Origin of the sequence: Microbulbifer salipaludis (assembly GCF_017303155.1) — a bacterium.
Lineage (GTDB): Bacteria > Pseudomonadota > Gammaproteobacteria > Pseudomonadales > Cellvibrionaceae > Microbulbifer > Microbulbifer salipaludis.
Genome location: NZ_JAEKJR010000002.1, coordinates 1,746,601 through 1,765,275, shown reverse-complemented (window position 1 = coordinate 1,765,275; position 18,675 = coordinate 1,746,601). Strand labels below are relative to the sequence as shown.

Sequence of the window (18,675 nt, the reverse complement as noted above, 5' to 3'; positions counted from 1 at the left end):
TATGGCTGCGGTCGACGGAGAGCGAAGAATACTTTTACTAAGTTACTATTTTCCTCCAGACTTGAGTGCCGGGTCATTCCGCTCAAAGGCTTTGGTGGACGCTTTAATGAGGCGTTTCGGCTCGAAGGTGACATTACATGTTATAGCTGCGCAGCCAAATAGATATTTATCAATGGCAAAAAAAGCAGAGTTAGTTGAGTCGTTATGCGATGGTAGGCTTCTCATAGACAGGGTTGATATTCCTCAGCACTCTGGCGGTATGGTTACGCAGGCAATTTCATATGCGGTATATGCGTTAAAATCAATTCGTCTTGCTAGGAGTAATAGATATTGCTTGGTTATAGCTACATCTTCACGGCTTATGACGGCAGTCCTCGGTTCATTTGTGTCTCGGCGTGCTAATGCAATTTATTATCTAGATATTCGTGATATTTTTGTAGACAATATTGGGTATGTTTTTCCTAGGCGTATGAGATGGTTGGCAAAATGTTTTTTTTCATATCTTGAGCGATGGGCACTAAGAAACAGCAGTCAAGTCAATTTGGTTTCAAAAGGGTTCAAGAGTTACTTTTATTATAAGTATCCAACTCTAAGTTATTCATGCTACACAAACGGGATTGATGAGCTGTTTATTCGGGAAGCTGCGGATAATGTATTTTCGCAAACTATAAAGGGCCCAGGGTGCGCTCGAAGGATTCTATATGCTGGAAATATAGGGCAGGCGCAGTGTTTGCATAATATAATTCCTGAGTTTGCCAGTTTATTACCCTCAAACTTTGAGGTGGTAATTGTTGGGGATGGGGCAAGAAAAATTATGCTAGAGGAGGAGGTTTCAAGGTTAGGTTTGAAGAATGTTGTTATCTATAAGCCCGTTGCTAGGCAATTGTTAATCGAGATGTACAGGTCGGCAGATGTGTTATTTCTTCATCTTGATGATAATCCCTCGATGCACAAAGTTCTTCCTTCCAAAATTTTTGAGTACGCTGCGACAGAAAAGCCTATTGTTGCTGGAGTTAGCGGGTATGCCGCAGAGTTTATAGCCGAGGAGATTGTTAATGCTGCTGTGTTTAAGCCCGGTGATAGTTATGGCGCAATTTCGGCATTGGATAAGATTGAGTACGGTTTGAGTAAAAGAAAAAAGTTTATCGATTATTATCGGCGGACGAGAATCATGGATCAAATGGCGGATGAGATATACAATGTCACAGATCGCTAACTGTAAAGTCAGAGTTGTAGGTTTGCTAAAATTATTGTCTCAAGTTTCAGGTTTTTTTTTGCTCCTTCTCATGTTGCCTTCTACTGGCCTATGGGCTGCTCAAGAGAAAATATCTTTAAATAATATTAACTTGGTTTACTCTTCTACATATCAAGAGTTTAAAAAGCTGGGATTTCGGCCTCGAAAAGATGTCGACCCTGTCCATTTTGACTTGCCTTTTGATTGGTCTGCAGATCCTTATGATGACAGGAATTGGGTTTTCCAGTTGCAAGCATGGAGAATGATTGACTCGGTGCTAAGGCAGTACCGTAGAACTCAAGATGAGAAATATTTAAAAGAGGCTTTTTCAATTATTCTTGATTGGCACAACTATTATAAGGGAAATGGTAATATCGACCACATGCAGTGGTATGATATGGCGACTGGTATTAGGGCTATGAAGTTAGCTTGGTTATGGCAGGAGCTGGCAAATTATCCCTTTCTAATTTTACCTGCCGATGCGGAAAAGATTCGAGTGTTGATGAGGCAGCATATCGAAAAGCTCCTAGATGAATCATTTTTGGCGCATGGAAATCACGCGTACTTTCAATTGGTGGGTCTGAGGCTTCTCTGTCTCGCGGAAGTAAATTCCGAAGTGTGTAGTAATGAAAGTGAATACAATAGTAAAAAGATGTTCAGCTTACTTGAGCGTCAATTTACTGGGGAGGGGGTGCACAAAGAAAATTCTCCAGCTTACCATTTTTTTACATTGAAAACAATTAGGCAACTTAATATCCAGGGCCTTTATGGTCGTGAGGTATTGGAGTTGATTGATAGAGCTTCCAGGGTCTCTCCTCATTTAGTTTACCCGAATTCGATGGTTGCAAGAATAGGTGATAGCTCAGGGTCTTACTCCGCTGATCTCAATTTTTATTCAGAACCTATGGTTTTAAATGGTGTGAAGTGCCAAGTTGGAGACTTTTCTAAATCAGGTTACTTTTCAATACGGACATTGCCCGATACTCTTATTGAAGACTCGTCACAGCTTTTCATCACGGGAATTTCGTTTTCTGATGAGGCTCACAATCACGCGGATGAGCTTTCTTTTGAATTGTTTCACCGTGGTGAGTTGGTTTTTGTAGACTCTGGGAAGTATTCATACAATAAAGATGAGTTCCGGAGGTATGTAATTTCTGCTTCGGCTCATAACACTCTTTCGCTCGACGGGCTCCCTTCAAGACCGCAAGATGTTGACATTCCTGGAAGTAAACTTATAAGTGTAAATTTTTCCGACTCTAGCGTTAGAGTTTCCGGAAAATTGACTAGGCCTGGGCAGTTTGAACACAAGCGAGTATTTGAGTTGAAGCCATTCCATCTCTTAGAGATTTATGATGATTTTCACGAAAAGTTGTCAATTATTGACATGTTTAGGAAGTTTTTCAATGATTATTCACTTGTAAGTAATTTGCATGTTAATCCGAAATTAGTCGTTGATGTTGTTTCGGCTGACACTGTAGAGGTTCCAGGGTACGCAATAGTAAAGCTTAAATCGGAAGACTGTGAGCTGAATGTTTTTAGTGGTCGTGAAAAGCCGCTTTTGGGGTGGGTTAGTTTTGGATATAACGAAATCTCTCCCTCGTCAGTGATTCAAGCTCGCTGCCCGAATAGCTCTGGTTTTTTGAAGTGGGAGATCTCTTTGCTCTGATGGATGGCGGAGTTTCAAATTTATTTTTGGTTGATTTTCGCTTGGGCCGATTTAATTTGCTGGCCAAAATTATTTAATTTAATTTGATTTAACTGGTGATCAATATGTTTTTAAATGGTCTTGAAGAGTCTAAAGAAATTAATCCGATAATTGTTTGCGGTGCGGCGCGATCAGGTACGAGAATGGTGACCGATTTGCTGAATGAGCACCCGGAAATAGCGGTCCAAGAAGAGATGCATGCAAAAACTATCGAGAGTTTTTTTGCTTTTCTCAAAAATGTTGACGATGTTTATGACCACTATTCTGAACGCAAAGGGCGCAGGCTCGATGGCTCTTGGAATCTATCAAAGGCTGCTTTTGCCCATACTTTCTTTGCCTGTGCGAACAAAAAGGATTGTATAGGGACGAACAAGTCGCTAAAGTTTCATGGAATAAAAACACCGGGATATGAGCGTTACTTCGAAGAGTTTGAAAGCGTCTTTTCAACCCTTCTTCCTCACTATGTGTACTGTGTGAGACCGGTGGCTAAAGTCTGGAGATCTTGGCGGTCCATGGGCTACCTATCTGATTTGGAAGTTTTTAAGATTAGATATCAACGGTCTCTGCGTCAAGCGATCAAAATTAAGGCTTCTGCTGCCTCTCGTTTTGTGCTGTTCGATTTGGAGTCGTTTGTTGAGTCCGATAACAAGGAGCAGTTCGTACATGACAATTTGTTCTCCAGGTTAGGGTTTGGAGAAAAAAGCGTTAGGCTTGCCTCAATTTCTTCTTTGCCAAATCGTAACTCTCTAAAGAATAGGGGCCGTGAGTACGTTAAGGATGAAGCTTTACAGGAGGAGGTGGCTCTCTTAGAGGGCTGTACTAAAATTAGAGAGTTTAAGGAAAAGCTAGGTCTGGTAGCTGTGTAGGGTAGGGTGAATTGATATGTAGTAGTTCAGTCTTGCTCTGACGGGCATCGGTTTTCAGAAGATGCTCGGCAGTGTTCAAAATTCAGTGTCACATCTTTACCACTGAAGGGTGACCTATGACAAAACCAACCTTCGATATGGATGCCACCGTCAACACAGTGCGTGAGAGCAAAGACCTCGGCACCTATCTTCCCTGATCAAACAGCTCACCGAAGTCGCCATGCATGGATTAGTACCTGCCCAGCGATGATCAGAACAACCGTACGAATGGCCGCACGTCGAAGACATGGAGAGCCCGGCGGGGAGCTTCGAGGTGGATACACCGCGTGTTCGGGTGCGCACATTTGTAAGCGATCAGTCTTCCACACCCTCGACGCGAGAATTGCTTCCCGGTAACCCAGCAGTCTTTATGTTCTACGGTAGCAGAGCCGCAATGGCCTCTGCCGTTTTCGATTGGTAGGCGCTTAATAATCCTCATCTAAAATTCGATCTGCCCTCCTGTTAGTCTCCTGATCGTTAAACATCAGGAGCGTACCCGGAAGAGCTGTCGGGTTTTAGGTGAGGTTTATTGAGCGCTTACTTTGCTATTATAGAGTTTTTGCGTCAGATTTACTTGTAAGCTGGACTTGGATCGCTGACCTTGAGTGAGATGTGAAGTTCAAGTTGAAGTAAAAAAGAAATTTTAAGGGGTTATAGCTTTTTTCTGGCCTATAAGGAACTTTCAAGCATTAGAGCGACTTTAATTGTTACGCAATCGATCACCAATTTCCTTTAACTAAACAGTTGGGGAAGCACTTCTGGGATTGAATCGTTGCTTTTTTCACCGCGAGTTATTCTGCTGGCCAGTGTCTGCGCTTGCGAGCGATTCAGGGGCTTCGGTGGAACTTTATAGGCAGCATCATTAAGCAGTTGCGTCAATTGATTCAGCTCTGGAATCTTGAGGTGGGTGCTTGCATCTGCGAGATTCATTCCTCGTGTGTGGGGCCACTGCGAGTTCACCCATTGGAGGAGTGCTTGTTGGATATACACCGGATTGCCGTTCTTGATTTTGTCCATTAGTGCCCCGGAGTCTTCGGCTGCGCCTCTGGCTTCACTGTCGCTGCGGATATCAGCGGCGGCCTTGCCTTTCTTTAGGTAGAAGAAATAGAAAATCCATAGCAAATGCGATGCGATCGCCGCAATCGCAATTTTCTGCCAAAACCCCGGTTCGACCGGAACCGCTGACGGACTACCACTCGATGCGGGTGCTGCTTTCCCCGGATCTGCCGCATTCACTATTGGCGCACCTGAAACATTAAACCGAAACGCCGGCAACTGCGTGGCACGCTGCCGCCCATTCTTCGTATCCCACCAGGTAATCGTCACCGGAGGCAGCTGATAGCTGCCAGGCTTGGTGGCGACAATTGCGGTTGTTTCTATCCGGCTGCCGGTAATGCCATTCATCCTTGGCTGATCTTCCTGCTGGGCTTGGTCGGGGTAGGTTTTCAGGCCTTCAATATTGAGCGCTGGCAGTGGTGGTAGCTGAGCTGCCCTCAGGCCTTCGGCGCGCAGGGTGATGATGCGGGTGATTGGTTCCCCTACCTTGAATTCTTCCGGATCCTTGGACCAGCTTTGTACCAGCCCGAGGCTGGCGGCGGGGAGCCAGTGGCTGCCGCTGTAGCTATCGGGCTTGGGTTCTACCTGTATGGTTTTTGCTTCGGAGCGCAGGCGGATGCGCTGTGCGTTGCGGTTGAACAGGGAGAAGGGGTCTCTGCGCCCGGTGACGGCGACGTAGTTGAGGGCGGGGATTTGCAGTTCGCCGGAGCTTTCCGGGAACACGGCGTAGGTGAGCTCGTAAACGGCGTGGCCCACGCCATCGATTCTGCGCTCGAAGCGTTGCTCATCGACTTTTTCCACATGTGCACCGCGGACCTGCAGCTGGTCGGTGGCGATGTCGTGGAGGCCGACGGTGGTGTAGAGGCGTACTTTTACCAGTAGCTGTTCCTGCACGTGGACTTTGTCTTTGTCGAGTTCCACTTCCAGGAAGGCCTTGCGGCTGTTGCCGCTGGGGGACTGGCCGGCCTGGTTTACGGTGATGGGGATGGCGTCGGACACCTGGCCGTGCAAATGCAGTGAGGGCACAAACAGCTTGCCTTCCTTGAGAGGGGCGAGGATGAGCGTCCACTCAACGAAGCTTTCTGCCTGACCGTTTATCACTCGATACTGGTTGGACTGCTGCCGTGAAAGAACTTCGAAGTCCTGTTCCAGCAGGTCAAAATCCGGCTGGCCGCCCCGTTGCCCACCGCTGTAGCGCAGGGTGAGGGTAAAGGTTTCGTTGATGGCGAGTTCGTTGCGATCGACAGACGCGGTCAGTTCCTGCGCACTTGCGCCCAGGGATAGAGCGAGGAGGAGTAGGGCGCATAGGGCTTTCGTGACCAGTGCGATGGTCGCGCTTACAAACGGCTTTCTGTGAGTGGGAAAGGAGTATGTTTCCACTGGGGTTACCATCTTTGGGTGGCTCCGTTTTCCGGGGGCTGCCATTCGCCGGCGCGGTAGGCGCGGCGGCGTTGCAGGCTTTCGTATTTGAATTTCTCGCGCATCAGGCCGGCGGGATCATCGGGTATCTGGCGCAGCCACTGGTCCAGCGCCTGCTGGGTTTCCGGGTCCAGGTCACTCTGGGGCTCTTGTGGCTGGGCGTTGGCCTGTTGCTCCTGCTTGTTACCATCCTGGTTTTGTTGCTGGCGTTCTGCCTGCTGCTCCTGTTGTTCCTCTTCAGACGGGTTCTGTTCGCCCTGATTTGCGTTCTGCTGCTGATCCTGTTCGCCGGACTGTTGCTGGTCTTGGGATTGCTGTTGCTGTGAGGATTGATCGGCGTCGCTTTGCTGTTGATCTTGCTGGGGCTGGCTTTGCGATTGCTGGTCCTGGTCTTGCTGCTGATCCTGTTGCTGGTCGCCCTGTTGAGATTGCTGATTTTGCTGCTGCTGTCGTTGCAGTTTCTTCAGTTGCTCGGCAATTTCCTTGTTATGGCGCGCGTCGGCAAATTCCGGGTTTTGCTGGAGCGCGCGGTCGAAGGCTTCGATGGCGGCATCGAACTGGCCCTGTTGGGCAAGGCTGTTGCCCAGGTTGTAGAGCCCCTGCGGGTCGGTGCTTTCGGCAAAGTTTTCGGCGGCCGCGCCGTATTCCCCGGCGCGGTACTGGGCGGTGCCGCGCCACTGGGAGTTTTCGAAGAGTTCTGCGGCGGCTTTGGGGTCACCTTCTTCCAGTAGTTCCTGCGCTTGTTGATTCGGGGTCTGCCACAGATTGCTGGTTTGCGCGCTGGCGTCCTGACTGGTCACCATCAGGGCGAGGGGGAGGGCAATTGGAAGCGCGCACGCCAGGGCGCCCTTGCGAAACAGCAGTAGGGCGAAGGGCAGTAGTAGCAATACCAGCCAAGGGCCTTCTTCATACCATTGGTCGAATTCCCGCTCGGTCAGTTCGGCCTGCTCCGGGGTGGTGATTGCGGGGAGAGCTCTGGCGATATCGCTGTCGTCCACGGTGATCTGGGCGAAGTGCCCCCCGGTGCTCTGTGCGAGGCGCGAGAGTTCGCGGCGATCGAAATTGGCAATGATGATGGAGCCGCTGTCATCGGTGATGAAGCCGCTGCCGGTGGTTTTGGGGATGGGGCTGCCCTCGCCACTGCCCACGGCGAGAATAGAAAGCGTGGCGCCACTGCTATTCACGCTATTTTTGATGGTACTGATGGCCGCTTTGTCGATGCCATCAGTGACCGCAAGCAGGCGACCCTTGCCATTGGCGCCATCCTTAATCAGTCGCAACCCCTCCTGTACCGCCATTTCGATGTTGCTGCCGGGCACTGGCATGATCCGTGGTGACAGCGGCGGTACCAGGTTGGCGATGGTGGCGGTGTCATCGGTGAGGGGGGTGACGATGTGGGCCTCGCCGGCGTAGGCGACCAGCGCGGTGAGGCCATCTTTACGCTGCTTGAGAATGTCGAGAATTTTGAGGCGTGCCCGGGTCAAGCGGTTGGGGGCCAGATCTGTAGCCATCATTGACGGCGACAGATCAAGGAGGATCACCAGCGCATCTTGGTTGGAATATACCGGCGTCGGCAGCTTGCGCCAGGTGGGGCCGGCGAGGGCAATAATAACGGCCGTCAGCAGGGCAAAAATGAGGGCAAACAGCCACGGTCGCTTTTCGCCGCCCCGCAGGAGCAAGTGCGGGAGCAGGTCCGGATCGATCAGTTTCTGCAGGCCGCCACTGGCAAACACAATGCGGGCCAGCCCCCAGCAGGTTACGGCTGCCGGTATCACGAGCCATAAAAACGCGGGGCGCAGGAAGTGAAACTGTCCCATGTCGGCCAGGAAATTCATGCGGTCCGGCCTCCGTTCGTTGCTGCGCTGGATACACGGGTTTGTGCTTTGCGTTGCCGTCTCCCGCTTTCCCAGGCGGCGACCAGCGGGATGGCCGCCCACAGGAATGCCAGCAGCAACGTGACGGCCAGCGGCCAGATGTACAGGGATTTCAGTGGGCGATAGGTTTCGGCTTCCTGTTCGACCGGCTCCAGACGGTCGAGTTCGGCGTAGATGCCCTCCAGTTCCTGGGGATTATGGGCGCGAAAGTAGAGACCACCGGTTTTGTCGGCGATGGCCTGGAGTGTTTCGCTATCGAGATCCCTCGATGGGTTGATGCGGCGCGCGCCGAAGCGGGAGCCGAGCAACCCCGGCTGCACCATTTCTTCCGCCCCGACGCCGATGGTATACACCTTCACTCCGGCCTGTTTGGCGAGTTCGGCGGCTTTTAGTGGCGCGACTTCGCCGGCGGTGTTGGCCCCGTCGGTGAGCAGAATCACCACCCGCTGATCGGCGGGTCGTTCGGTCAACCGTTTCACCGACAGGCCAATGGCGTCGCCGATGGCGGTACCCTGGCCGGCAAACCCGATCTGGGCCTCGGTCAACAGTGTGGCTACTGTCTCCCGGTCAAAAGTCAGGGGTGCCTGCAAATAAGCGCGGGTGCCGAACAGCACCAGGCCCAGGCGATCCCCCTTGCGGCGCAGCACGAACTCTCCCACGACTTTTTTAACTGCGGTGATGCGCATGGCCGGGTTGCTGTTCAGGAGCATGTCCGGGGTTTCCATGCTGCCGGAAATATCCACCGCGATCAGCAGGTCGCGCGCACTGCTGGTTTGCGAAATCGGTTCGCCGTACCACTGCGGACGTGCCGCGGCGGCGACGAGCAAGGCCCAGAGCAGCCACAACAGTGCCAGGTTGAGGCGATTGCCGGCAGCGCTGCCGCCCTTGTGGGATAGCTTGCGGTAGTAGGGCACCTTGAGTGCGCTACTCAGTGGTTCACTTTTGGGTAGCAGCAGGCGGGCCAAAATCGGCAGCGGTAGCAGCACAAACACCCAGGGCAGGCCAAACTCAAACATGTTCGGCCTCCGCTTGCTGTGCGGGTGCTGTGGCTTTCGCAGTGTCTAACTGGGGATGCTGGTGTTTGCGCGTCCAGTCAATGGCAAAGTCGCGCAGTGCTTGCAGGTCGGCCTGAGCTGCGTTGGCGTCGCTGTACAGGCTTTCCAGCAGCGCGCGGCGCGCGGCCTCTGGCATGGCCTCATCGACCGCGGATTCGAGAAAGGTGATCCAGCGTTGCCCGGTCAGGGGCGCACAAGTGTCGCGCCCGAAGGTGACAACCGCGACTCGCTTGAGCAGGATATTGATCTGCTCCACCACCCTGGGTGCGTCGAGATCCAGTGCGCGCAGCAGGCGCTCGCCCTCCGCACGGTACAGGTTGCGGCGGCGCTTTTTGCGCAGGCGCAGCAGCAGCCAGCCTGCGGCGAACAGCAGTGCGACGATGAGCCCCGCAAGCATCCACCAGCCCGGTGCCAGCGGCCACCAGCCGATCGGCGCGGGCTCCTGAATATCTTTCAGTTGCGCCAGCAGGCTTTGCATTTCCGGCGACATGGGGCTGGGGGCCGGCGGGTTCTGGGGAGCCGGTGAGGCCTGTTTCAGCGCGGCGCCTACTGTCATCACGCTTGTCATTATACCAGTCATCATGCCGGCCTCCGGCTCGGTGATGGTTGGCGTTCCCCATAGGTGCTCAGCAATACCGGGACCACTGGCTGGGTGTTGTCGAAGTCCACCAGTGGCAGTCGCAGCCGCCGGCAAAGTTGCGCGGTCTGTTCGCGTACCCGGTACTGTTGATTGGCGAATTGCTGGCGCAGTAAACGGCTCGATTTAGCCAGGAAGGTGCGCTGCTGGCCATCACTGATGGTCAGCGGTTGTTCCGGAAGCTGCTGTTCCAGTGGGTCGGTGATGCGCAGTACCTGCAGGTCTGCGTGCCGCGTGAGCAGATAAAGCGGCTGTTCGCAGCTTTCATCGAGATCGTGACAGTCACTGATCAGGAACAGGGCGCTGCCGGGCCGTGCGATACGTCGGGCTTCCTCCAGCAGTACGCTGAGAGGCTGGCTGCCGTCGTTGGCAATCGGGCTTTGCAGTGCGCCGGCGGTTTCCACCATGCCGTGAATCGCAGCGAGCACCGCGTGGTGACTGCGGCGCGGGCGCACCGTATCCACGCCCTGATCGGAAAACACCAGGGCGCCAATACGGTCGCCGTGCTGCAGGCCGGCCCAAGCCAGTGCGGCGGCAATGCTGCAGGCGGCGACCGATTTGAATGCATTCTGGCTGCCGAAGAACATGGGGGAGCGCAGGTCGAGCAGGATCACCACCGGGCGCTCGCGCTCTTCCTGAAATAGTTTGGTGTGGGTTTCGCCGGTGCGCGCGGTCACGCGCCAGTCAATGGAGCGCACATCGTCGCCCGGCTGGTAATAACGCACTTCCTCGAAATTCATGCCGCGCCCGCGATAACGGGTGAGCAGGTTGCCGGCCTGGTCACTGCGGTTGACCCGCGGTTTGAACAGGCGCAGTTGGCGGGCGAGATGGCGCAGGCGCACCAGTGGCGCCACCGTAGGGTAGGCGCCGCGGATGTTCAGGTCGTTGTGGTTGAGGGTTTTAACCACTGGGTTATTGGTCCTGCTCTTGGTCGTTCTGGTGTGGCTGATGGGAGATGCGCTGCGCTTATCTACCCTACGGCTTGTGCCTTCGTATGTAGGGTGGATAAGCGCAGCGCATCCACCAAGGGTTAAATCGCCGGAACCTGCTGCAGCAGGCGGTGGATCACCTGGTCGGCGCTGGCACCGGCTGCTTCCGCCTCGAAACTCAGCAGCAGGCGATGGCGCAGCACGTCTGGGGCAATGGCCATGACGTCGTCCGGGGTCACGTAATCGCGCCCGGCAAGCCACGCGTAGGCGCGTGCGCAGCGGTCGAGGGCAATGGTGGCCCGGGGGCTGGCACCGAAATCGAGCCAGGAGGCCAGCTCGTCGTCGTAGCGCTGGGGCTCGCGGGTGCCAATCACCAGCTGCACAATATAGGTTTCTACCGCCTCCACCATGGTCAGGTCGAGAATTTCCTGGCGCGCGGCGAAGATGGTTTCCTGACTGATGACCGCTTGCGGGCGGCCCTCGCCGTGGCTTGCCTCGGCACGCGCCAGTTTCAGGATTTTTGTTTCCGCTTCGGCATCCGGGTAGCTGAGGTTGACCTGCATCAGGAAGCGGTCCAGCTGGGCTTCGGGCAGCGGATAGGTGCCTTCCTGCTCGATCGGGTTCTGGGTGGCCATCACCAGGAACAGGTCCGGCAGGGAGTAGGTTTTACGCCCCACACTGATCTGGCGTTCCGCCATCGCTTCCAACAAGGCAGACTGCACCTTAGCGGGCGCGCGGTTGATTTCATCCGCGAGGATCAGGTTATGAAACACTGGCCCGGGCTGGAACTGGAATTCGCCGGTTTCCGGCCGGTAGATATCCGTGCCGGTGATGTCCGAGGGCAACAGGTCCGGAGTGAACTGCACCCGGTGGAAGTCGCCCTCGATGGCGTCGGCCAGGGTCTTGATGGCTTTGGTCTTGGCAAGGCCCGGTGCGCCCTCCACGAGAAGGTGTCCATCGGCGAGGAGTCCTATGAGAATTCGATTGACCAGAACCTCCTGGCCAATAATCTGCTGCTCCAGCCAATCACCCAGAATTTTTATCTGCTGGCGTGTGTCCATATCGTCACTTCTTTTGCCAATTTCCTGTTTCAATACGCTGCCCGGGGCGGGTGGCTATCTATCATCTTTATATATAGCTACTTGTCCGGTTTTCGCGGGTTGGTTGATTTTAGCGGCGATGTGCCGATAGGCAACCGCCAGCCCTCACCCGGGCACCCAAAAGGCGGCAGAGTAGACAATTATTCTGACGTTTTGTTCTACCTTGATTCAGCAAATGTAGCATTCTTGCGTGCGATGGCGGTCGTGCGTTGATGGGAGGAAGCACGTGAATATGGCGACGGTCATTACCGACAGCCGGGAAGAGCTGCTGGCACAGGTCAGCGGTCTCATAGAAAAGAAGCTGGGCGACAAGGCGGGCCCGGTGGCGGCCTTTGCTGCCCAGTTCCTGAATCAGTACCCGCTGGAAGATCTGGCGGGGCGGCGCCTGGCGGATGTGTACGGGTGCATTTATACCAGCTGGGACTTTATCCAGCAGCGCGCCCAGGGCGCCCCCAAGATCCGGGTGTTTAACCCGCGTCTGGAAGAGCACGGCTGGGAGTGTTCCCATACCGTGGTGTGTGTATTGCAGCGGGACATGCCGTTTCTGGTGGACTCTGTGCGTATGGAGATCAACCGCCACAACACGGTCATCCACTCCATCAAGAGCACCGTGATGCAACTGCAGCGGGGAGACGATGGGCGCCTGCTGCGGCTGCTCGCCCCGGCCAGCCAGGAGGAGGACCGCCGTCAGGACGATCCAGCGGTCAGCGCCGAGGCGCTGATCTATGTGGAAATCAATCTCGACACGTCCGCTTCCCACGCATCAGAGCTGGCACGCGACCTCAAGGATACCCTGGGCGATGTGGCCCTGGCGGTGGACGATTATGTGCCTATGCTGGACACCTGCGCGGCCATGGAAGACCAGCTGCATGCGGTGTTGGCGGATAACGACGCCAATCTGGAAGAGGCCAGCGCGTTTCTGCAGTGGATGCGCGACGGCAACTTCACCTTCCTCGGCTACCGCGAGTACGAGTTCGCCCAGCAAGGCGACAAAAAAGTGCTGTGCGAGGTGGAAGGTCGCCGCCTGGGGATCTTCAAAAACCTGCAGCAGCCGGCGGAACCGACGCCGGAATATGCCTTCAATGAGGGCAAGCAGCGATTTTATCAGGGCCCCAATTTCCTGACGTTTGCCAAGTCCTCGGTCAAATCCCGGGTACACCGCGCTGCCTATTCGGACTACGTCAGCATCAAGCGTTACGATGCCGCCGGTGAGGTAATTGGTGAATCCGCCTTTATGGGACTGTATACCTCGCCGGTATACACCGAGAGTCCGTCAAAAATACCCATTATCCGTCGCAAACTGGCGTCGGTGATCGAGCAGAGTGGCCTTGCGCCGAACAGCCACGATGGCAAGGCGTTGAAGCGTATCCTCGACACCTTCCCTCGCGACGAGCTGTTTCAGAGCAGTACCTCCGAGCTATTCGAGACAACCCTCGGTGTGCTCGCCATGAACGAGCGCGCGCGGCTGCGCCTGTTTATGCGCAAGGACCCCTTCGGCAAGTTTGTCAGTGCCCTGGTGTATGTGCCGCGGGACCAGTTCAACAGTGAGATCCGCGAGCGGATCAGTGATCGTATCGCGCGCACCATTAACGCGCTCGACTGTGACTTCACCACCTATTTTTCCGAATCGATTCTGGCCCGGGTACACCTGGTGTTCCGTGTTGACCGCAATGTGCCGGTGGAATTTGATGTAGCGCGACTGGAGGCGCAAATCGTGGATATTACCCGCAGCTGGGAAGATGTATTTCAGAGATCACTGATCGAGACCCACGGTGAAGAGGTGGGCAGCCGCCTGACCAGCATTTTTGGCCAGGCGTTCCCGGCGGGCTACCGCGAGGACTTTGAGCCGCGCATTGCCGTACAGGATGTGAGCTCTATTCAGGAATTGAATGAAAGCAACCGGGTGGCCATGAGTTTTTACCAGCCGGTGGGTGCCGAGCCGGGGAGCCTGCGCTTCAAGGTGTTCAATGTGGGCGGTGGGCTGACCCTTTCCGATGTGATTCCGGTACTGGAGAACCTCGGGCTGCGCGTCATGGGGGAATTCCCCTATACCATCCGCCCCAAGGGACAGCAGGATGTGTGGATGCACGAGTTCCGCCTGGAGTTCGGCTTGCCCACGCGCATTGACGCGCAGGCGTCCCGCTCACTGTTCCAGGACGCCTTTGCCGCGATCTGGGATGGGGTGGCGGAGAGCGATTCGTTCAACCGCCTGGTGCTCGCGGCGCGGCTCAACTGGCGTGAAGTCACCATGCTGCGCGCTTATGCCCGCTACCTGAAGCAGACCAAATTCAGTGCCAGCCAGTCCTACATTGCGGCGACCCTGGCCAATCACGTGGAGATTACCCGCAACCTGGTGGCCTTGTTCCGGGCCATGTTCGACCCGCGCATCAATTCGGCGGACCGCCAGGACCAGTCGCGGGTAGAGCGCCTGATCAGCAAGATTCACGATGGCCTCGACGCCGTGGATAACCTGAACGAAGACCAGGTCATTCGCCGCTATCTCGACCTGATCCGCGGCACCCTGCGCACCAACTTCTTCCAGCTGGACGAGCAGGATCAGCCCAAAGACTACATTTCCATCAAGTTCAGCCCGCGGGATATTCCGAATATTCCCGAACCGCGCCCGGAATTTGAGATTTTCGTGTACTCGCCCCAGGTGGAAGGGGTACACCTGCGCGGCGGCAAGGTGGCCCGGGGTGGCCTGCGCTGGTCCGATCGTCTGGAAGATTTCCGCACCGAGGTACTGGGCCTGGTAAAAGCCCAGAACGTAAAGAATGCGGTGATCGTTCCCAGCGGCGCCAAGGGCGGATTCGTGGTGCGCAAGCCGCCGGTCGACAACAGCCGCGAAGCATTTATCGAATCCGGTATCAGCTGCTACAAGACGTTTATCCGCGGGCTGCTGGACATTACCGATAACCTGAAGGACGGCGAGGTGATACCGCCGGAGCGCGTGATCCGTCGCGACGCCGATGACCCGTATCTCGTGGTGGCTGCCGACAAGGGCACCGCGACCTTCTCCGACATCGCCAACGGTATCGCGGCCGACTATGACTTCTGGCTGGGCGATGCCTTTGCTTCCGGCGGCAGCAATGGTTATGACCACAAGAAAATGGGCATTACCGCGCGCGGTGCCTGGGTGTCCGTGCAGCGCCACTTCCGTGAGATGGGCGTCAATGTCCAGGCGGAAAATTTCTCGGTCATCGGGATCGGCGACATGGGCGGCGATGTGTTCGGTAACGGCATGCTGCTGTCGGAACACATTTGCCTCAAAGGTGCATTTAACCACCTGCATATTTTTGTCGACCCGAACCCGGACGCGTCCTCGAGCTTTATCGAGCGCAAGCGCCTGTTCGAGCTGCCGCGCTCTAGCTGGACAGACTACAACCTGAGCCTGATCTCCAAGGGTGGCGGCATCTTCGAGCGCCGCGCCAAGTCGGTCAAAATCACGTCGGAGATGAAGCAGGCCTTCGACATTACCGAAGACCAGCTCACGCCAAACGAGCTGATCAGTGCGATGCTCAAAGCACCGGTGGACCTGATCTGGAATGGCGGTATTGGCACTTATGTGAAAGGCACTGGTGAAAGCAATGCCCAGGTGGGGGACAAGTCCAACGATAACCTGCGGGTCAATGGTAACCAGCTGCGCTGTAAAGTCTTTGGTGAGGGCGGCAACCTGGGTATGACCCAGCGCGGACGTATCGAGTTCTCGCTGAATGGTGGCCTGTGTAATACCGATTTCATCGACAATGCCGGCGGCGTGGACTGCTCCGACCATGAGGTAAACATCAAGATTCTGCTGGACAAGGTGGTCGCCAATGGCGATATGACCGAGAAGCAGCGCAATCAGATGCTGGAGGAGATGACGGAGTCGGTGGCGGAGCTGGTGCTCGACAACAACTACAACCAGACCAGCGCGCTGAGTGTTGCCTCCTACCAGGTCAGCGACCGGTTTGACGAGTACCGCCGTATTATCAACGCACTGGAATCCGAAGGGCGCCTGCGCCGCGCACTGGAGTTCATTCCGGATAACGAAACCCTGAATGAGCGCCAGAACAAAAAGCAGTATCTGACGCGGCCCGAGCTATCGGTGCTCATTTCCTATGTGAAAGTAAAACTGAAGGAAGAGTTGCTGCACGCACACATCATCGACAACGAGTATGTGCAGGCTGCGGTGGAGTCCGCATTCCCGCCCGCATTGGTGGCCCGGTACAAGGCGCTGGTGTACGACCATCAGCTGCGTCGTGAGATTGTTTCCACGCAGGTGGCCAATGAGATGGTCAACAGCATGGGCATCACCTTCTATCACCGTATCAGTGGTGCCACCGGTGCGGATATCGACACCATAGCGTCTGCGTATATCAGTGCGCGGGATGTGTATCTGATGCGCGAGTTCCAGGAAAGCGTGGCGGCGCTGGATTACCAGGTGCCCGCAGAGCTGCAGCTGCAGTTGATGAATTCCATGATCGGCCGTGTGCGCCGGGCAACGCGCTGGTTTATCCGCAACCGCCGCGGTGACCTCGATCCCGCTCAGGAGCGTGACCTGTTCCAGGAGCCGGTACAGCGGGTCATCCGCGCATTGCCGGAGGTCCTGAGTGGCGAGCCGCTCCGCGAGTGGCAGTCGCGGCAGGAGTCGCTGTTGGCGGCGAACGTACCGGAACCTCTGGCACTGCTGGCGGCATCGCCGACGTATCTGTTTTCCGCACTGGGAATTTCCGATTCGGCGCGCGTCAGCGATCGGCCGGTGGAAGAGGTGGCCAAGGTCTACTTCGCACTGGCGGACAAGCTCGGCCTGTACTGGTTTGGCAACCAGATCATTGCGCTGCCGTCTGAGACTTTCTGGCAGTCTCAGGCCCGGGAAACCAGCATGGACGACCTGGATAGCCAATTGGCTCGACTGGCGATTCATATCTTGCGTCTTGCGGGCGACGACGGTCTGGACATTGAAACCGCGGTGGAGCGTTGGGTCGCGTTGATGGCGCAGCCGATTCAGCGTTGGAAGAACCTGATCAAGGAATTGAAGTCGGCACCCCAGGGCGACTTCGCCATGTTTACGGTGGCGCTGCGCGAACTGATGTACCTCGCCAATGCCACCGCCGACTATGAGACCCTTGGCGGTTAATCGGGCGGGCAACGGGCGCAGGAAATCCGTACAGAAATCTGTGCAGAAATCCGTACAATAGGCGCGCCCGCTCCGCTGGCCCGACTTCAGGGCTGCGTCGAGTGGTGCGCAGCCTGGAATAGCCCAGTAGAGTCAGTCCAGTACAGCAAGCCCGGGGGTGTGTTGACGCTCCCCCGGGCACGAACCAAAAGGAAGCTCATGTATCAACATTTGCGCAAAGCCCTGTTTGCGCTCGACCCTGAGCGGTCTCACCACCTCTCGATGGACGCCATCGGCGCAGCCGAGCGCCTTGGGCTCATGTCTCTGTTTGCGCGCCAGATCCCGGATGATCCCGTTGAGCTGATGGGGCTGACCCTGCCAAACCCGGTTGGCCTCGCCGCCGGCCTGGACAAGAACGCCCAGGCGTTCAATGGCCTCGGTGCCCTCGGTTTCGGTTTTGTGGAGGTGGGCACGGTCACGCCGCGCCCACAACCGGGCAATCCGCAGCCGCGGGTGTTCCGGCTGCCGGACGCTGAGGCGATCATCAACCGTATGGGCTTTAACAACGAAGGGGTGGATTACCTGCTGGAGCGGGTGAAACGCCGCCGTTATTCCGGTGTGCTGGGTATCAATGTTGGCAAGAACTTCGATACCCCGGTGGAGAAGGCCGCAGATGATTATTGCCTGTGCATGGACAAGGTCTACGCGCACGCCGATTACATCACCGCCAATGTTTCCTCGCCCAACACCAAGGGGCTGCGTGATCTGCAGTTCGGCGACAGCCTGAGCCGTCTGCTTGAGGCGCTGAAAGAAAAGCAGGGCGCGCTCGCCGCAGAGCACGACCGTTATGTGCCACTGGCGGTGAAAATTGCACCAGATATGGACGATGATGCCATTAGCCATGTAGCGAAAGCGTTGCGTGACCACGAGATTGATGGGGTGATTGCCACCAATACCACCATCGACAAGTCCTCGGTTGCACACCTGGCGCATGGCAGTGAGGAAGGCGGGCTGAGTGGACGGCCCCTGACCGAGCGCTCTACCGAAGTGATTCGCAAGCTGTCGGACGCGCTGAAGGGCGAGATCCCGATCATCGGTGTGGGCGGGATTTTTGATGGAGAATCCGCCGCGGACAAGATCCGCGCGGGCGCTACTGCGGTACAGATTTACTCTGGCTTTATTTATCGTGGGCCGGAAGTGATTCGCGAGGCGGCTGCGGCCATCGCCGAACTGCACAAAGGGCGGGTGGTGAACAAGTAGCGCTGCGGTGCCCTTTGTTGACGTCGCATGGCGAGTTGGAGTCGAGCAAAAATCCCGGGACATGTCCCGGGATTTTTTTAACGGCTACTGTACGCCGTGTGAACCTGAATATAGGTTGATGCGTTATGGCTGGAGTTTTGTCCCTTGGCGTTACATGTTGGCCATGCGCTGCGCAACGGCCGCGCGACCGAAGCCGCTCCAGTAATCCTGTCGCCCCTGGCGCCAGCCGTTAACCCACTCCTGATGAAGTGATCGAGTTTCATGAGGACAGCTGTCGTGGTTTCTGCCTTCCATAGCAGCAACGTAACCTTTGTGGAAAGCTCTATCGTTTGGATTACGTTTTTGGCGTTTCATAGATAGGGTACCTCGAACATCTTGACGAACTTGTTATGAACTCGTGTTC

The 18,675-nt window shown here is 55.7% G+C and carries 12 protein-coding genes; 5 read left to right on the top strand and 7 right to left on the bottom strand.

Translation table 11 applies throughout. The features are described 5' to 3' along the window. Nucleotide 1: 1 nt before the first annotated feature. From JF535_RS13060 to JF535_RS13050, 3 genes are all read left to right on the top strand, one after another. Nucleotides 2–1,216, top strand: a complete 1,215-nt coding sequence (locus JF535_RS13060) for a glycosyltransferase family 4 protein (RefSeq protein WP_207002848.1) — start codon at nucleotides 2–4, stop codon at nucleotides 1,214–1,216. Continuing rightward, nucleotides 1,200–2,900, top strand: coding sequence for a heparinase II/III domain-containing protein (locus JF535_RS13055; RefSeq protein WP_207002846.1), 1,701 nt, complete (start codon nucleotides 1,200–1,202; stop codon nucleotides 2,898–2,900). The genes JF535_RS13060 and JF535_RS13055 overlap by 17 nt, the downstream gene beginning before the upstream one ends. A gap of 104 nt (nucleotides 2,901–3,004) precedes the next feature. Continuing rightward, nucleotides 3,005–3,805 (top strand): sulfotransferase, encoded by an 801-nt coding sequence (locus JF535_RS13050; RefSeq protein ID WP_242523999.1) that lies wholly within the window; start codon nucleotides 3,005–3,007, stop codon nucleotides 3,803–3,805. 771 nt (nucleotides 3,806–4,576) lie between these two features. Here the strand turns inward: JF535_RS13050 and JF535_RS13045 are convergent. From JF535_RS13045 to JF535_RS13020, 6 genes are all read right to left on the bottom strand, one after another. Continuing rightward, on the bottom strand, nucleotides 4,577–6,280 hold the full coding sequence (locus JF535_RS13045; protein WP_340674179.1) for a BatD family protein: 1,704 nt from the start codon (nucleotides 6,278–6,280) through the stop codon (nucleotides 4,577–4,579). Nucleotides 6,281–6,285: 5 nt separating this feature from the next. After that, nucleotides 6,286–8,154: a VWA domain-containing protein gene (locus tag JF535_RS13040; RefSeq protein ID WP_207002840.1), complete on the bottom strand. Its 1,869-nt coding sequence runs from the start codon at nucleotides 8,152–8,154 to the stop codon at nucleotides 6,286–6,288. Continuing rightward, a complete protein-coding gene (locus JF535_RS13035; RefSeq protein WP_207002839.1) occupies nucleotides 8,151–9,209 on the bottom strand; it encodes a vWA domain-containing protein in 1,059 nt (352 codons plus the stop codon). The genes JF535_RS13040 and JF535_RS13035 overlap by 4 nt, the downstream gene beginning before the upstream one ends. Beyond that, a complete protein-coding gene (locus tag JF535_RS13030; protein ID WP_207002837.1) occupies nucleotides 9,202–9,831 on the bottom strand; it encodes a DUF4381 domain-containing protein in 630 nt (209 codons plus the stop codon). The genes JF535_RS13035 and JF535_RS13030 overlap by 8 nt, the downstream gene beginning before the upstream one ends. Beyond that, a complete protein-coding gene (locus JF535_RS13025; protein WP_207002835.1) occupies nucleotides 9,828–10,793 on the bottom strand; it encodes a DUF58 domain-containing protein in 966 nt (321 codons plus the stop codon). Before JF535_RS13025 ends, JF535_RS13030 begins: the two co-directional genes overlap by 4 nt. 122 nt (nucleotides 10,794–10,915) lie before the next feature. Continuing rightward, nucleotides 10,916–11,875, bottom strand: a complete 960-nt coding sequence (locus JF535_RS13020) for an AAA family ATPase (protein ID WP_207002834.1) — start codon at nucleotides 11,873–11,875, stop codon at nucleotides 10,916–10,918. 271 nt (nucleotides 11,876–12,146) lie between these two features. On the opposite strand from JF535_RS13020, the gene JF535_RS13015 reads away from it, so the two are divergent. Next, nucleotides 12,147–17,033, top strand: coding sequence for an NAD-glutamate dehydrogenase (locus JF535_RS13015; RefSeq protein WP_207003808.1), 4,887 nt, complete (start codon nucleotides 12,147–12,149; stop codon nucleotides 17,031–17,033). Nucleotides 17,034–17,231: 198 nt separating this feature from the next. Further along, a complete protein-coding gene (locus JF535_RS13010; RefSeq protein ID WP_207002831.1) occupies nucleotides 17,232–18,272 on the top strand; it encodes a quinone-dependent dihydroorotate dehydrogenase in 1,041 nt (346 codons plus the stop codon). 150 nt (nucleotides 18,273–18,422) lie between these two features. Here the strand turns inward: JF535_RS13010 and rmf are convergent, their stop codons facing one another. Further along, nucleotides 18,423–18,626 (bottom strand): ribosome modulation factor, encoded by a 204-nt coding sequence (gene rmf, locus JF535_RS13005; protein WP_082859333.1) that lies wholly within the window; start codon nucleotides 18,624–18,626, stop codon nucleotides 18,423–18,425. Between the last annotated feature and the right edge of the window lie 49 nt (nucleotides 18,627–18,675).

Excerpts from the sequence above, each read along its gene's own strand:
- JF535_RS13060 (WP_207002848.1), top strand. The coding sequence starts at position 2 with ATGGCTGCGGTCGACGGAGAGCGAAGAATACTTTTACTAAGTTACTAT.
- JF535_RS13055 (WP_207002846.1), top strand. The coding sequence starts at position 1,200 with ATGTCACAGATCGCTAACTGTAAAGTCAGAGTTGTAGGTTTGCTAAAA.
- JF535_RS13050 (WP_242523999.1), top strand. The coding sequence starts at position 3,005 with ATGTTTTTAAATGGTCTTGAAGAGTCTAAAGAAATTAATCCGATAATT.
- JF535_RS13040 (WP_207002840.1), bottom strand. The coding sequence starts at position 8,154 with ATGAATTTCCTGGCCGACATGGGACAGTTTCACTTCCTGCGCCCCGCG.
- JF535_RS13035 (WP_207002839.1), bottom strand. The coding sequence starts at position 9,209 with ATGTTTGAGTTTGGCCTGCCCTGGGTGTTTGTGCTGCTACCGCTGCCG.
- JF535_RS13030 (WP_207002837.1), bottom strand. The coding sequence starts at position 9,831 with ATGATGACTGGTATAATGACAAGCGTGATGACAGTAGGCGCCGCGCTG.
- JF535_RS13020 (WP_207002834.1), bottom strand. The coding sequence starts at position 11,875 with ATGGACACACGCCAGCAGATAAAAATTCTGGGTGATTGGCTGGAGCAG.
- JF535_RS13015 (WP_207003808.1), top strand. The coding sequence starts at position 12,147 with ATGGCGACGGTCATTACCGACAGCCGGGAAGAGCTGCTGGCACAGGTC.
- JF535_RS13010 (WP_207002831.1), top strand. The coding sequence starts at position 17,232 with ATGTATCAACATTTGCGCAAAGCCCTGTTTGCGCTCGACCCTGAGCGG.
- rmf (WP_082859333.1), bottom strand. The coding sequence starts at position 18,626 with ATGAAACGCCAAAAACGTAATCCAAACGATAGAGCTTTCCACAAAGGT.